The organism is Streptomyces sp. NPDC007264 (assembly GCF_042869095.1).
Classification (GTDB): domain Bacteria; phylum Actinomycetota; class Actinomycetes; order Streptomycetales; family Streptomycetaceae; genus Streptomyces.
This window is the reverse complement of record NZ_JBIAFD010000014.1, coordinates 111,356-124,215: the sequence shown is the minus strand read 5'-3', so window position 1 is coordinate 124,215 and position 12,860 is coordinate 111,356. Positions and strand designations below refer to the sequence as shown.

Sequence of the window (12,860 nt, the reverse complement as noted above, 5' to 3'; positions counted from 1 at the left end):
TTCCGGGGCCTGACCAGCCGTTTCGGGTGCGGGAAGTGCTCGGGGCGCGGGGAAGCGGAGGGATCCGGGCCGTGTGGCGCCGGATCCCTGTCTACGAGCGGGGTGCGCGCAGGTCGATCGGTGTCCGGTCACGTACCCCGTCCAGGACCGTGTGATCGACGGACGGGCGGGGCCGGGGCGCCGCCGCGGTCAGGGTGATGGTGCCGCGGTCGCTCAGCGCGGTGTGCCACTCGCTCGGGCGGGGCCGGGTTCCGCGCTCGCCCGCGGCCTGGGCGAAGAGTCGTCCCGCTGCGGCGGCCTGACGCTCGTTGAGGCAACCGGCGACGGGCCGCAGTTCCTGGTCCGGTCTGAGGTACGGCTCCTGCGCGAGAATGCGCCCCGCGGTGAGGGCAGTCTTGTACGCGTCCGTGTCGACACTCGCCTCGGTGGAGGGGGCGAGCGGGTCGTTCCAGTCGGGAGTGGCGGCCTGGGCCTGGACGGCGTCACGCCCCACCCTGCGGAAGCCGTCACAGTCCAGGAAGTGGACGGCGGGTTCGGGCGTGAGGGACCACAGGACGTTGGCCTGCGAGATGTCCCCGACCACCAGTCCGGCGTCGTGGAACCAGCCGATGGCTTCGACGCAGACCAACGCGAGAGTCCGGCGCTGCTCGGGAGTCGGCTGCGACACTTCCTGCCAGGCCACTTTCGGAGGCCGGATCAGGTACTGCAACTCCAGGAGCTTCGTCGTCCCGGTCGCGGTGCGCCACGTCATGGGAGACGGGGCACGCTGCATGAGGAAACCGAGCGTCCGGCCGCCATCGACCACCCTGCACAGCGGCCAGGCGGCGAGTGCGTCGAAGCGGACCCGATCGGCCTGGCCGAGCCCCTGCCGGAACGCGACCAGGTCCGCGAGCGCACGGCCATTGACCTTGGACGGATCCTTGTACTCCTTGTAGAGCAGCAACCCGTCGCCGACGGCATGCACCTCACCCTGGCCGCCGCTGCCGACCCGGTCCCCCAGCGTGAGCGACGAGCGGGCGACGTCGGCGCCGTCCTCGGTGCTCATGCCTGCTCCTCCCACACACAGACGACGGTCCGGTCGTCGTCGTAGGACTTGGCCCGTGTCTGCGCCTGCCACAGGAAGTCCGACAAGGACGGGGCCTCGGGCCCGCCCCACGCGCCGGCGAGGCGGCGTGCGAACTCGGGGTCCTTCTGGCTCAGGGGGTTGGTGATGCCGTCGGTGCCCAGCAGAAGAACCTCCCCCGGCACGGTGCGCAGCACAGTGGCCTTGACGCTGCGGTAGGCGTGCGGGAGAGCCTCGGTGCGGGTGTCGAGAAGTTCCCCGCCGCCGTCCGGGTCCCCGTGCTCCCAGCGGCCATCACGCAGCACGAACAGGCCACCGTCACCCACGCTGAAGAGGACACGGTCGCGGATGCGCCCGTCCGTGGGGATCAGGAGGACGTGCAGCGTGGTGGCGTAGTCCTGGTCGGCGTAGGGACGGGGCTGATGCTGTGCGGCACGTGCCCACCCGGAGCGCAGTTCGGCGGCCGCGCCGGCGACCGCCTTGGTGGCCAGGACCCGAAGCTCGTCCTCGTTGCGAGCGCACAGGGCCGCGTAGATGCTCTCGGCCTCCCGGTCCAGGTAGACGGCTGCCAGGCGCGAGAACTGGTAGGAGCCCACATGCGAGTACAGCGCGGAGCCCACGCCGTCGGCGACCGCCAGCAGAAGCAGCTCCGCCTCCGGCGGACCGATCCGCGTCACCGCCATGGCGTCCTGGCGGCAACTGCCCTCCCAGTTGTGGGAGTCGCCCCGCACCGAGGCGGCACGCACGGTCAACCGCCCGATCTGGGCGCCGTCCAGCAGGACCACGGGTGAGAAGGGCGCGAAGGGGTCCGCGTCCCGCACGGAGGGTCGTCCCAGGGGATGGGGCGGATAGCTGGGAGGGCGATTGCCGACGTGCGCCGGCACTCCCCGCAGACGCTCCGTCTCGGGCTCCGCGAACGTTTCCGGCTGCGCCAACGGCTCGGGCTCCGCGAACGCCTGCCGCGCCGGCGGTACCGTCGGCGCGGTGGCTTCGGGGACCCGAGGGAACGTCTCGCGTGCCATGACGCCGTACGGCAGGCCCGCGATGTGCGCGTCGAGGCCGTCGGGATCGGCGGCCCCACCCGTGCGGCGGGGGTCATGTCCCGGATCGTCGTACGCGCCGCGGGATGCGTCGTGGTTCATCGGGCCGCTCACAGCTTGTCCAGGGAGAGGCTGGTGAAGCCGGGCACCTGCTCGTCCACCTGGAGCTGGAACCCGTCCCCGCCCTGTGCGGCCATGCTGGTCGCCGAACTTACGATGGACCGGGTGAGGCTGGAGGCGAACTCGCGGAGCGCGACGGCCGGGGTGATGGAAGCGTCCTGCTGGATGAACGCCTTGAAGTTGGCCACCTCGGTGATGATCGCCGCGTCGGCGTCGCTGATGCCGAAGGCGATGATCTTCGGGGCGTAGCGGAACCCGTTCAGCTCCTTGAGCGTCGTACGCCAGCCGTCGTCCGTGGGGATGCCGTCGGACAGGAAGAACACCACGGGCCGGTACACGTCGTGGCCCTCCGCCTTCAACGCCGTGACGTCCTTCTCGATGGTGTCCTTCAGCAGACCGAAGGCGGCTCCGAAGGAGGTCACTCCGCCCGCCGACAGAGACGGCAGCTGTGTCAGCTCGCTCAGGTCCGCGAGCGGTTGCAGCACGGACGCCTGAGTGGAGAACCCGATCAGGGCGAAGCGGGTCTTGTCCGCGACACTGGGGTTGGTGCTGATCTCGTGGTGCAGGTCGGGCAGGGCCGAGTTGATGGCGTCCACGCCGGTTCCCGCCATGGAACCGGATTCGTCGCACACCATGTAGAAAGGCAGGATCTGCATGAGCTCTCCCGAGCGTGGGCGTAGGTGACGGCTCAGCCGTCAACGGGTGTAGAAGTAGATCTCCAGGTCGGCCGAACCCGCGGAACCGCCGTTCCAGAAGTCCCGCGTCGTCGCGTCGGTGAACATGTCGGGTCGTGCCTTGCGCAGCGACTTGTTGATCTCGCGCGCGTAGGCCTGACCGTCACCGGGCTCGGGGGCCTGGCCGAAGGTCAGCACGAAGGCGGCGGCGCGGCCCTGGTAGCGAGCGGTGGCGGCTCGTAGTTGCTCCACCATGCCTGCCGTGTCACCGACCGTCGCCGTCACATGGACCTTCACCGGCTTGCGTTCCACCGACCGAGGACCCTGCGGAGTCGGACTCGGGCCGGGTGACGGCTCCGCGTCGGGGGACGCGGTGGACGGGGAAGGACGCGTGGCGGCCTGCGCGGCCAGCGGATCGCCCCGGTCTCCCATGGACACGAGGGCGAGGACGAGCAGCATGTCGGCGAAGAGCCACCCGGCGAGATGCAGCGGAGTGAAGCGGAACCCTCTTCTCACCGGGCTCACCGTCCGGATCCGATTCCGGCCCGCAGTTCCTTCGCCTGCCGCAGCTCGTCCTCGGCCTGCCTCTGGGCCGCCTCGGCCCCCGCCCGCGCCGCCTCCGCCCCGACCCGCGCCGCCTCGGTCTCGCGCAGGGCCCGGACCAAGGCGTCGGTGACGTCGGTGAAACGGCCGGCCGCTTCGTGCAGGGCGAGGCTGCGGGTCTCGATGCCGAGCAGGGCCTCGCGGGAGGCCTCCGCGGCCTCACCGGTGCGTTCGGCCACCGCACCGAGGTCGTTCAGCAGCCGGCCGTTGACATCCGCGACGACCTCGATGCCGGTGGTGAAACCGCGCTGCGAGGCGGCCAGTACCGTCAGGGAGTCCTCGACCTGCTGAGCCGCGTCGGTCAGCGCCTTGTGGACGCTGGTGCCGTTGGCGCCGACCGCGGCCTCCAGCCGGTCCGCGGTACGGGCGAGGAGATCGCGCATCGCGTCACCAGCCCCGCGCAGTTCTCCCGCCGCCTTGTCGAGCACACCTGTCTGTCCGTTGACCGCGTCGGCAAGCCGTCGGCCCGCCTGCGTCACCGGGTCGTCCAAGCCCTGTACGGCGGTCCGGATGGCCGTCCCGCTGTCCCGCACGGTCTCCTCGATGCGCAACACCACCTGCTCGATCGGCCGCACGTACGCCTCCGCCTGGGCAAGACGCTGCTCCGCCTTGTCCATGGCCTCACCCACCACCTGGGCGGCCTGGGTCAGCTTCTCCTGCGTGGCGATGGCCTTGGTCTGCATACGCTGGAGCCGGCCGGCCGCCGAGTTGAGCTCTGCCGCGAAGCGCTGCGGGGAGGCGAATCGATGTTCGTTGAGCGAGAGCTGCGCCCTGGTGAGGACCGGGACCAGGCGGGCAAGGGCCGCACGGGTGCGTCCGCGAGCCTCCTCCGCACTGCGTTCGGCCGCGGTACGCCGGTAGCCGTGCACGGCGGTGAGAACGAACAGCATCGCCAGGGTCAGGCACCCGCCCACGGCGACGTGCCCGAACCGGAAGACCTCTCCCAGGTGTCCGTCAAACCCGGACTGCCAGAGCTGCAGGAACGGCCGGCCCGCGGCCTTGGGGTCGTCACCCGTGAGCGCCCCGTACGCACTGGACGCCTGCCACAGGCCGAACCAGGTGAAAAGCAGCGGCAGGAAGACCAGGGCTCCGAGCACCCAGTCCAGCACGGAGTCGAACCGTGCGCCCCGGCCTTCCGCCACGGGCCTGGCAACGCTCTCGGGGCGGGCGAAGTGCCCCATCAAGTCGAGATCGGCCCATGCGTCCAGGGCCTGCGTGTCGGTGGAGTCGAGAGCCTGTGCCAGCGCGCGCAGTTCCTCGGCGCGCGGTGCGAGCGCAGGATCCTGCGCCAGGTCCTCGAGGTGACGTGCCGTCACCCCTTTGTCGAGTTGTGTCGCCGTGAACATTCCCACCCCTGCCCGGTGACGCCGGGTCGTTCTTGCGTATCCAAGTGCGGCGACGGTCGGGCCGGGACCAGCGGCGCGTGCCCCCTGCCGCGCAGAACGAACTGATGGAGACTTTCACATCTTCTTCACCAGGCGCGCCATAATAGACGACGATCTCATCGGCGGACGGCGTGGCATGAAGCGGTCATGTGGAGCGCTGGACCAGGGGGGCTTCCTTGAGCGGTGACGGCAGGCGGCGGGGTGTCATCCAGCTGACCGGAGGCGGGTCTCCCGCCGAGTCCGAGAGGCGGACGGCGCGGGAGCCGGCGCCACACACGGTCGACCTCACCCGGCGGACACCACGAGCCGAGATCGCGGGGCGGGGTGTCCTCCAGGTCAACCTCAACTGGTCAGTCGCCTCCGAGGCCGATCTCGATCTGGGCTGCATGGTTCTCACCCACGACGGCATGGGTACCGCCGTGCAGCCTCTCGGAGCCGCGTTCGGCGATCTCGACGCCTGGCCCTACGTCAGCCTCGACCAGGACGACCGGACCGGCGAGACCTCAGACGGGGAGACGCTGCGCGTCAGCCTGGAGCACCGACGCCAGTTCACCAAGCTCCTCGTCTATGTGTACATCTACGAGGGCGCGGCCGATTTCCGGACCCTCGGAGGCGTCGTCACCATCAGCGCGCCGAGCGGCACCTGGCGGATCCACCTCGACGACTCCCCGGCCGGAGCGACCTCGTGCGCCATCGCCCTGCTGACCCCGGGGCACGACACCCTCGACCTGCGGCGAGAGGTCCGCTGGTTCACCGCCCGGCCGTGGTCGTCGAACCAGCAGCTCATCGACCAGGCCTACGGCTTCGGCTTCGAGTGGGTACCGGGGGTCAAGCCCCCTCTGTAAGCGGGCGGTTCGCCTGCTGATGAGGGCGGCAACCGTCGAGTTCCGCCCAGACCGTCTTGCCCGGGAGCGGGTACGGCTCCGTGCCTCAGCGGTCGGCGAGGGCCGTGACGAGGAGGGGGTCTCTTCGGTTTCCGCTTCTGAGCCGGTCCCGGCCAGCAGGAGCCCTACCACCGCGTGTCATGCTGTGACGGTCTTCAAAGGGGAGGGTGAGATGACCGAGAAGCCGCTGACGCACAAGCAGGCGCTCGCCGCGGTGATCCAGGCACTGGGCGGCACCTGGGACACCGAACGTGCCGTACTGGCCTTGCGAGTCGCCGGGTACCGGCCGACGAACGACGAGGCCGCGGGCAAGGAAGCACGCCACAACCTGCGTGAGCTCGCCAACGACGGTCTGATCGTGAGGCCCGACCCGGGCCAGGCCGTATATCGGCTGGCGTAGTCGCCGGCACAGGGCTCCGGCGCTGCCCCGTCAAGGGGTGGCGGATTCCTGGAAGCCGTTCGCGGTGATGTGGGCGATGGCTGACGGATGGCTGGTCAGCCACTCACCGCACACCCGCCAGCGGGGAGAGGTGCCGTCGCTGAACTCGGGGCGTACCTCCGCGACGAGCTTGTGGTCGCAATCGCCACGTGACGCCATGGAGCAGATCACATCGCCCTGTTGCTCAATGGCCGGTATGTACGGGTGGATCGACAGGATCGGAGAGCGCATCTCCCGCGCTGCTGCATGAGGCATGGCGTGGAGCGTAACAACGCGGCTTCGCCGGCCGCTTACGCGCCGTGCGATGCGGCGGTCGGCGGTCGGCGGTCGGCGGTCACGACTCGTCCTCGTCTCCCAGCTCGTTGACGAGTGGTACGAGGAGCGGGTGGACGGAGAAGCCGGACGCGGGGCCAGGGCCCGCGTCGTATTCGGCCTTCAGGACCTGGACGGCCGACTCCGGGATCTTGCCCAGGTTGCGCAGCAGACCGGTGATGCGGGTGACGGGTTTGGTGAAGCCTCTGAGGGAGCGGCCCTCGGGGTAGTGACAGATGTCGTAGATGCGCTTGGCGTCCGCGACACCGTCCATCTCGGCGGCGTACTTGATGACGGCGACCCTGTCCTCGTAGTTCTCGTAGGTCAACCGGTCGAAGAGTTCCTGGAGCGTGTCGGTCGTCCAGCCGCCGTAGGTTCCGTCGTCGGTCCCGATCCGTTCGACGCGTTCGATGTCCTCGACGGACCCCTCACGCAGACCGAACTCCAGGATCGGCGCGGCGACCTCCAGGAACCGCTTGGGAGTGAGCATGAACAGCCGCCCGCCGCCCCGGGTCCTGAGCTCCTCGGTCAGTTCCGGCCGGGGGCCGCGGTTGAAACCCTGCTCCTTTCGCCACCAGTCCTCCTTGACGTCCGCCGTCACAAACAGCACGTCGCACTGGCGGCGGCCGGCCTCCCGGAGGATCTGCTCCCACACGAGATAGTCGGCGGCGGCTCCCACACCTTCCTTCGTCTTGTCCATGTAGCCTGGAGGCAGCCGCTTCTCGACGCGGCGCATGCCCTCCGCGATCGCCTTGTCGTGGTCCTGCGGACTCAGTGGAGCGCCGACCCGGCCGTCGAGCGCGGGCTCCAGTTCCGCGATGACGGGATCGGTGCTCGTGTCGTGGGTGATGTTCTGCCACTCGCCCTCGCCGACCTTGACGATCGTCTCCTGCACGTCGTCGAAGACCTCGTTCAGCTGACCGCGCAGACGGTCGGTCTCCTCCTCCGGCAGGGCCACGCGATTGGCCCAGGTACGCAGAGTGCGCTCCGCCTGGGCCGCATGACCGGCCATGTCCTCGGCGGCCTGCGCGCCGGAGGACCGTGCGTCGCTGAGGGTGCTCTCACGGTTGCGCCAGAACTCCACAAGGACCTGGTGAGGCACCCACAACCGGTCCTCCACGGCGCCAAGTGCGCGCAGCAGGTCGCCGCGCGCCTGCTCGGTGTACCGATAGAGGTTCAGCAGGACGTTGGCGTCGGGGGCGACCAGACCGTGGGTCAGCACGGAGGTGAAGTCGTCGGTGGTCGGGGTCCGGAAGGCACCGAAGTCGTCGAAGAGACCTCGGTTGTCCGCCCCGGCCGTCGTGTCCTCTGTCACTGCGCCCCCGCCGTCGCCGTGTGCCGCGTCCGAGGGGCGTACCGGTCCGTCCCCTTCGTGTTCGCCTGCCGGGACCGTAGCGCGTCGCAGACGACCAGAGGGAGTGAACGCGGAACTCTCGCCGCTCTGTTGGCCGGGCTGGGCGTCCCGTGTCAGCTGGACCGCTGGCTCACCTCGGCCCAAACGGTCTTGCCAACCGGCGGATGCGGTTCGGTGCCCCACCGGTCGGCCAGCGCGCCGACCATGAGCAGACCGCGGCCCCTCTCCCCGTCTGTCGCCGAGTCGGTTGGCACGACCGAGAGTTGCCCGCCCTTGGCGTCGGTGGCCGCGATGTGGAGGAGTCCGGTCGTGGTGTCGAGGGTGAGGGAGAGGCGGAAGTCGCGGCCTTGGACGTGGCCGTGCAGGGCCGCGTTGGCGGCAAGCTCGGCGACGATCTGTTCGACCCTCTCGGCCACTTCGGGTGACAGGTCCCAGGCGCGGAGCTGAGTGGTGGCGAGGAGGCGTGCGAGACGGGCTCCTCGACGGGTGGAGGACAGGCGCTGGGCGAACGTGGCCACGGTGCCAGGTGGTTGGGGAAGGATTGCGCTCATGGGGCCACCGTGGCGGGCGCGTGGGGGCGCGCTCCAGGAGTGACGCCCGTACGGTGCGTCAGCGTACGGACACATTCTGTGGACGGTACGCAAGGTCTTCCGTCACGCTGGGTGCCGTCAGGCGTGGGGCGACAGACAGTGCGTGTTGCGTGTACGGAACGGGAGGTGGCCGCGTATGACGGGCGGCATCGACATCATGACCGACGGCGGCGGCGACGGGGAGTCGGTCGGCGGTGAGCAGGATCGTGAGCCCGACCCCTCGGACAGTCTGCGGACCTGGGGTGCCGTCCAGCAGGCGCTGCGAGAGCACGCGGGATACAGCAGGGCCGAGTTCGCGGACCTGGTGCGCTTCTCCAGGCACACCGTGGAGTCGGTGGAGCTGGGGCGGAGGATGCCCGACGAGTCGTACGTGGTGCGGTCGGAGGAACTCCTCGGGAACACCGGGGCGTTACGGAAGTCGTCGAAGTACGTGACGCGAGGGCGGGGGGATGTGGGGCTTGCGGCTTGGTTCCGGCAGTGGGCTCGGCTGGAGCGGGTGGCGGTGAGTCTGTACACGTACGAGTGCAGGCTGGTGCCGGGGCTGTTGCAGTCGGAGGGGTATGCGCGGGCCCTGTTCGAGAACCGGCTGCCGCTGCTGACCGAGGAGCAGACGAAGGCCCAGATCGAGGCGCGACTGGAGCGGCAGCGGATGCTTCGCGACCGGCTGACGGTGCCGTTTCACTTCATCGTGGAGGAGGCCGTCTTCCGGCGCAGGCTGGGGGGTCGTGAGGTGCTGCGGGGACAGTTGGATCTCGTGCTGGAGCTGACGTCGCCGCCCAACGTGATGCTCCAGGTCATGCGGACCGAGGCTGAGTTCCATGCCTGCATGGACGGTCCGGTGCAACTGTTGGAGACGCCTGAGGGGCGGCGGCTGGCGTACTCCGAAGGACAGGAGAACGGCCGGCTGATCTCCGACCACAAAGAGGTGCGCGTCCTCCAGCAGCGCTATGACACACTGCGCTCGCAGGCCCTCAACCCCCAGGACTCGCGGGGCCTGCTGGAGCGACTGCGAGGAGAGCTATGAGCACGACGGAACTCGTCTGGTTCAAGTCCAGCTACAGCGGCAGCTCGGGTGACAGCTGCATCGAGATCGCCGTCACCGGACAGGCCATATGCGTTCGAGACTCCAAGGACGTGACTCGCCCGTACTTCGCCGTGGGGCGAGATCACTGGACGGAGTTCGTGGCATTCGTGGGTTCCGTGGCCGAGGCCTGATCCCTACCGCGCCCGTCAGGTCAGGGTGTTGCGTAGGTGCGAGCCGAGGTACCCCACGTACACCAGGCCTGTCCCCGGTCCGTCGTCGTAGAAGTGCAGGCGCGGAGCGATGGTGTTGCCCGAGCCGATGCGCAGGTGAGCCTGCATGAAGACCTCGCCGGCGGGGTCCACCGACGTGGGTACGCGAAGCATGCGTTCCCGGCGGAGCTTGTCCTTGCGGGCGACGGTGTCCGACTCGCGCATCGCGACCTTGGCCGCCGGGAACGGGTAGGCGTGTGACTTCTCGCTCTTGCACCAGCTGAGGAAGTCGCCGCCCGCGGTGCCGTCAGCCGAGGCCTTGGCGAAGTGGTTCAGGGCGAGGAGAGCGTCCCAGGCGACGTGAAGCCAGTTGTCCACGGACTGGCTGTCGAGGTCGCGGGTGATCTTCTGCTTGCCGGTGAAGGAGAGGTGCGGGAGTTCGCCGAGGCGGTCGAGCAGGTCGGAGAAGGTTTCCGGGTAGACGATGTCGGGAGCCGGGGGCTCGGCGTTGGCGGCTCCGAACTCGCCGGTATTCCTGAGCTGTTCCTGCAGGAAGCGGACGCGGCGCTGGACGGCCTGGAACTGCTCGTACAACTCCTCGTTCTCGCCACGGAGTTCATCTGCGGCACGGTCCGCCTTCTCCAGGTCCGCGTTGAGTCCGCTGATCTCCTGCGTTCGGGTCGCCTCGATCTGTTCGGCCTCATCAAGGAGTGCGTTGAGGGTCCTGTTCTCGACGGTCAGCTTGTCGAGGTCGGAGCCGTGGGCTTGCTGACGCGGTCTGGTGCGCTGGATGGGCAGCGATGCGAGTGCGCCGGGCAACTGTTGTCGCAACGCCAGGCGTTGAGGAAGGAGAGCGAGGGTTTTCGCGGCTCGGTGTACGTCCGCCTCAAGGGTTCGCCGTGACATCACCGGGTGGCGTTGGGCGTCCGGTTTCCAGGCGGGGTCTATGCCGGGGAGGTAGGTGCGGATGCCACCGCCGAACACAGGGTGGAATTCGAGAGCCCTGTTGAAGGCGGGCTGGGCCTCGGGCGAGAGAACGTAAAGGATGGCGAGGCCGGGGAGGTACTTGCAGGCGGTCTCCACTGTGGTTTCGGCGTAGCCGTCGGCGTCGGCACCATACGGGACGGTGGCGACGACGACGGGGAGGCGGCGCTGCTCGTCGCAGAGTTCCTCGATGACCTCCTGGACGTCCTCCGGCTCGATGAAGGTGGGCTTCGCCTTCACCTCGGCGAGGCCGTCCCTGGCGTCGAGGGAATCGAGGAGGAGGCGTGCGATACCGGGCGTGTTGGCGCGGGTCGGCGGCCTGTCGGGAGACAGCGGCATGTGCTCGATGTCAACCTGCAGCCAGGTGCGGTCCTCGGTGTCCCGATGGTCCCGGCGGATGGTGAGCGTGGACTGCCAGGTCCCGACTTGCGGGGACGGAGTCTCGCGCATGCGCCAGCGGGTGTATGCGCCACGCAGGCCTGATGCCGAGTCACGGTCGAGCGTGACGTTCACGGCTATGTCGTTGCGGCCCTCGTCCAGCGCGGACGTGTCGTAGCGCTTCTGTTCCAGCCAGGCGTACAGCTGGCGTTCGGTGAGGGCGGAGGTGGTCACGTAGTCCTGCGGGGTCGACACGACCATGCGGTAGCCGCGAGGTTCCATCGGCGGTCCCTTCGACACGGTCGGTCAACGCTGGCCGGCCGCCTGGTTGCTACTTGGAGAGGCTGTGGATCGGCTTTCGGGGTGGCGGGGCCCGTGGCTCGGGAGTGGGGTGAGCGGGAGAGGTGTAGTTCTCGCTTTCGACGGGCGGGGTCACCAGGGTGAGGCGGACAGCGGTCATGCGGTCGTACTCGGCGAGGATCAGTTCCTTGGTGGGGTACGCGCCGTACTGGGCCCAGTCCTTACGGTGACGTGAGGAGTGTTCGCGGTTCGTGGGGTTCGCGGTGGGGGCCTGAATCGCGTTCGTTCCGGCGGTCACATGGCGACGTCCGCCGCCGGGACACCGCGTCAGTGGAGGTCGGGTCCGCCTGCCTCGGCTATCTCGTCGAGCAGGCTGATCGCTTCGTCGGCGTCGTCCGGGACGTCCGGGTCGGTGTCGGGGAACGACACGGATGCCTCATCGTCGGCGAGATGTGGGTACTTCTCCAGCAGGAACCGCCGCCGGTATGCCATGTCGGCGGCGTCGACGACTCCCTCCAGGGTGGTCCAGTTGAAGGCGCCTCCCATGACGATCCCGAACGCCGGTACGGCCTTGCCGAGCCCCTTCTTGGTGAGGCGGAAGCTGAAGGCCTTCGCGAACTGCTGAGAGACCTTGGTGACAAACGCGTCGTTCAGTTCCTTCCACGCTTTGCCACGGAAGAGTGCTTGGGTGAGTCGCGAGATGTCGGCCATCGCGGCGTTCTTGGCGGTGGCCGAACTCGCCGTCCCGACGTTGACGACAGACATCACGAAGAGCTTCTCGGCAGGCTCTTCGGGGTCGTAGCCGTAGAACAGCGAGACATGGCCGACGGCGCGGGACGCGAGCCCGAGGACGGCCACGGTATCGGCGGCGAAAGCGCCCGCGATCGCACCGCCCGAAGGCGCTGACGCCGCGCCGGCCGAGGCGGCGATGACGAGCTCTCCTCCGGAGATCACCAGCCCCGCACCCGCTCCCGCGAGCGCCGCGGCGGCCGGGTAGTACCAGCTCGCCCCGCGTCCCCGGACAGCGTCGATCTGCTTGAGGTCGAGGCGGCGCAGGTCGGAGAGCGACGCGACGTCGTGCCCGCGCTTCGTGTGGAGCGCCACCACGCGTTTGGGGGAGAGTCCCGCTCGTGAGACCCGCCCCACCATCTGCCGTATGGACTGAACAGCAGTGCCGCTCCAGTCCGGCAGGGCGTCGGCGGCTCCGCGCGCTCCGGCGCCGACCTTCTGAGCGCCCTTGGCGACGATGTCCTGTCCACGCGAAAGCGCCGACTTCGCCCTGGGGTGGTTCTCCAGTTGCTTCGCGGCACGCTTGCCGAGAGCCGAGACGCCGTTCGCCACCTGCTCGCCGGCGTTGCTCATCGCCCGTGACAGCGGGCGGCCCTTGAACTGCTGGATGGCACGCCATGCGTCGAGCTCGTAGTCCGAGGGCAGCGGTCTGGGCTGCTGCGAGTCCTGCGGGTTACTCATGGTCCGTGGCGCTCCTGTCGCTGGGGCGAGT

The 12,860-nt window shown here is 69.2% G+C and carries 15 protein-coding genes; 4 read left to right on the top strand and 11 right to left on the bottom strand.

The genetic code is table 11. From position 1 onward, the window contains the following. Positions 1 to 91: 91 nt before the first annotated feature. Genes ACFYMU_RS23725 through ACFYMU_RS23705 form a run of 5 tightly spaced genes read right to left on the bottom strand, consistent with a single transcriptional unit; the run spans position 92 to position 4,846 of the window. Positions 92 to 1,045 (bottom strand): hypothetical protein, encoded by a 954-nt coding sequence (locus ACFYMU_RS23725; RefSeq protein WP_388376496.1) that lies wholly within the window; start codon positions 1,043 to 1,045, stop codon positions 92 to 94. Then, the gene (locus tag ACFYMU_RS23720; RefSeq protein ID WP_388376493.1) at positions 1,042 to 2,205 is read right to left on the bottom strand and encodes a protein phosphatase 2C domain-containing protein; all 1,164 of its coding nucleotides are present in this window, start codon (positions 2,203 to 2,205) and stop codon (positions 1,042 to 1,044) included. Before ACFYMU_RS23720 ends, ACFYMU_RS23725 begins: the two co-directional genes overlap by 4 nt. 8 nt (positions 2,206 to 2,213) lie before the next feature. Then, positions 2,214 to 2,879, bottom strand: coding sequence for a VWA domain-containing protein (locus tag ACFYMU_RS23715; RefSeq protein WP_388376490.1), 666 nt, complete (start codon positions 2,877 to 2,879; stop codon positions 2,214 to 2,216). A 39-nt stretch (positions 2,880 to 2,918) separates the two neighbouring features. After that, positions 2,919 to 3,422: a hypothetical protein gene (locus ACFYMU_RS23710; protein WP_388376488.1), complete on the bottom strand. Its 504-nt coding sequence runs from the start codon at positions 3,420 to 3,422 to the stop codon at positions 2,919 to 2,921. Further along, positions 3,419 to 4,846, bottom strand: a complete 1,428-nt coding sequence (locus tag ACFYMU_RS23705) for a hypothetical protein (protein WP_388376485.1) — start codon at positions 4,844 to 4,846, stop codon at positions 3,419 to 3,421. Before ACFYMU_RS23705 ends, ACFYMU_RS23710 begins: the two co-directional genes overlap by 4 nt. A 215-nt stretch (positions 4,847 to 5,061) precedes the next feature. Here ACFYMU_RS23705 and ACFYMU_RS23700 point away from each other — a divergent pair, with 215 nt between their 5' ends. Further along, complete coding sequence (locus ACFYMU_RS23700; protein WP_388376482.1) at positions 5,062 to 5,730, top strand: tellurium resistance protein; 669 nt, start codon at positions 5,062 to 5,064, stop codon at positions 5,728 to 5,730. 211 nt (positions 5,731 to 5,941) lie between these two features. Beyond that, positions 5,942 to 6,169, top strand: a complete 228-nt coding sequence (locus ACFYMU_RS23695; RefSeq protein ID WP_388376479.1) for a hypothetical protein — start codon at positions 5,942 to 5,944, stop codon at positions 6,167 to 6,169. Positions 6,170 to 6,199: 30 nt separating this feature from the next. On the opposite strand, the gene ACFYMU_RS23690 is transcribed toward ACFYMU_RS23695, so the two are convergent. The 3 genes from ACFYMU_RS23690 to ACFYMU_RS23680 form a co-directional block, all read right to left on the bottom strand. After that, positions 6,200 to 6,463, bottom strand: coding sequence for a hypothetical protein (locus ACFYMU_RS23690; protein ID WP_388376476.1), 264 nt, complete (start codon positions 6,461 to 6,463; stop codon positions 6,200 to 6,202). A 79-nt stretch (positions 6,464 to 6,542) separates the two neighbouring features. Continuing rightward, on the bottom strand, positions 6,543 to 7,835 hold the full coding sequence (locus tag ACFYMU_RS23685) for a PIN-like domain-containing protein (RefSeq protein ID WP_388376473.1): 1,293 nt from the start codon (positions 7,833 to 7,835) through the stop codon (positions 6,543 to 6,545). A gap of 152 nt (positions 7,836 to 7,987) precedes the next feature. Next, the gene (locus ACFYMU_RS23680) at positions 7,988 to 8,425 is read right to left on the bottom strand and encodes an ATP-binding protein (RefSeq protein ID WP_388376470.1); all 438 of its coding nucleotides are present in this window, start codon (positions 8,423 to 8,425) and stop codon (positions 7,988 to 7,990) included. A gap of 196 nt (positions 8,426 to 8,621) precedes the next feature. On the opposite strand from ACFYMU_RS23680, the gene ACFYMU_RS23675 reads away from it, so the two are divergent. Both ACFYMU_RS23675 and ACFYMU_RS23670 read left to right on the top strand, forming a co-directional pair. Further along, positions 8,622 to 9,488 carry a Scr1 family TA system antitoxin-like transcriptional regulator gene (locus tag ACFYMU_RS23675; protein ID WP_388376672.1) on the top strand — a complete coding sequence of 289 codons (867 nt, stop codon included), beginning with the start codon at positions 8,622 to 8,624 and terminating at the stop codon, positions 9,486 to 9,488. Next, positions 9,485 to 9,679: a DUF397 domain-containing protein gene (locus tag ACFYMU_RS23670; RefSeq protein WP_388376468.1), complete on the top strand. Its 195-nt coding sequence runs from the start codon at positions 9,485 to 9,487 to the stop codon at positions 9,677 to 9,679. The genes ACFYMU_RS23675 and ACFYMU_RS23670 overlap by 4 nt, the downstream gene beginning before the upstream one ends. Before the next feature lie 15 nt (positions 9,680 to 9,694). On the opposite strand, the gene ACFYMU_RS23665 is transcribed toward ACFYMU_RS23670, so the two are convergent. From ACFYMU_RS23665 to ACFYMU_RS23655, 3 genes are read right to left on the bottom strand one after another with little or no spacing between them, the layout of a single operon-like run. Further along, positions 9,695 to 11,341, bottom strand: a complete 1,647-nt coding sequence (locus tag ACFYMU_RS23665) for a coiled-coil domain-containing protein (RefSeq protein WP_388376465.1) — start codon at positions 11,339 to 11,341, stop codon at positions 9,695 to 9,697. A gap of 49 nt (positions 11,342 to 11,390) precedes the next feature. After that, on the bottom strand, positions 11,391 to 11,657 hold the full coding sequence (locus tag ACFYMU_RS23660) for a hypothetical protein (protein WP_388376462.1): 267 nt from the start codon (positions 11,655 to 11,657) through the stop codon (positions 11,391 to 11,393). A 29-nt stretch (positions 11,658 to 11,686) separates the two neighbouring features. After that, the gene (locus ACFYMU_RS23655; protein ID WP_388376459.1) at positions 11,687 to 12,829 is read right to left on the bottom strand and encodes an EcsC family protein; all 1,143 of its coding nucleotides are present in this window, start codon (positions 12,827 to 12,829) and stop codon (positions 11,687 to 11,689) included. Positions 12,830 to 12,860: the final 31 nt, after the last annotated feature.

Bases quoted from the DNA above. Each gene is read 5' to 3' on its own strand.
- ACFYMU_RS23725 (WP_388376496.1), bottom strand. From the start codon at position 1,045: ATGAGCACCGAGGACGGCGCCGACGTCGCCCGCTCGTCGCTCACGCTG.
- ACFYMU_RS23720 (WP_388376493.1), bottom strand. From the start codon at position 2,205: ATGAACCACGACGCATCCCGCGGCGCGTACGACGATCCGGGACATGAC.
- ACFYMU_RS23715 (WP_388376490.1), bottom strand. From the start codon at position 2,879: ATGCAGATCCTGCCTTTCTACATGGTGTGCGACGAATCCGGTTCCATG.
- ACFYMU_RS23705 (WP_388376485.1), bottom strand. From the start codon at position 4,846: ATGTTCACGGCGACACAACTCGACAAAGGGGTGACGGCACGTCACCTC.
- ACFYMU_RS23695 (WP_388376479.1), top strand. From the start codon at position 5,942: ATGACCGAGAAGCCGCTGACGCACAAGCAGGCGCTCGCCGCGGTGATC.
- ACFYMU_RS23690 (WP_388376476.1), bottom strand. From the start codon at position 6,463: ATGCCTCATGCAGCAGCGCGGGAGATGCGCTCTCCGATCCTGTCGATC.
- ACFYMU_RS23680 (WP_388376470.1), bottom strand. From the start codon at position 8,425: ATGAGCGCAATCCTTCCCCAACCACCTGGCACCGTGGCCACGTTCGCC.
- ACFYMU_RS23675 (WP_388376672.1), top strand. From the start codon at position 8,622: ATGACCGACGGCGGCGGCGACGGGGAGTCGGTCGGCGGTGAGCAGGAT.
- ACFYMU_RS23670 (WP_388376468.1), top strand. From the start codon at position 9,485: ATGAGCACGACGGAACTCGTCTGGTTCAAGTCCAGCTACAGCGGCAGC.
- ACFYMU_RS23665 (WP_388376465.1), bottom strand. From the start codon at position 11,341: ATGGAACCTCGCGGCTACCGCATGGTCGTGTCGACCCCGCAGGACTAC.
- ACFYMU_RS23655 (WP_388376459.1), bottom strand. From the start codon at position 12,829: ATGAGTAACCCGCAGGACTCGCAGCAGCCCAGACCGCTGCCCTCGGAC.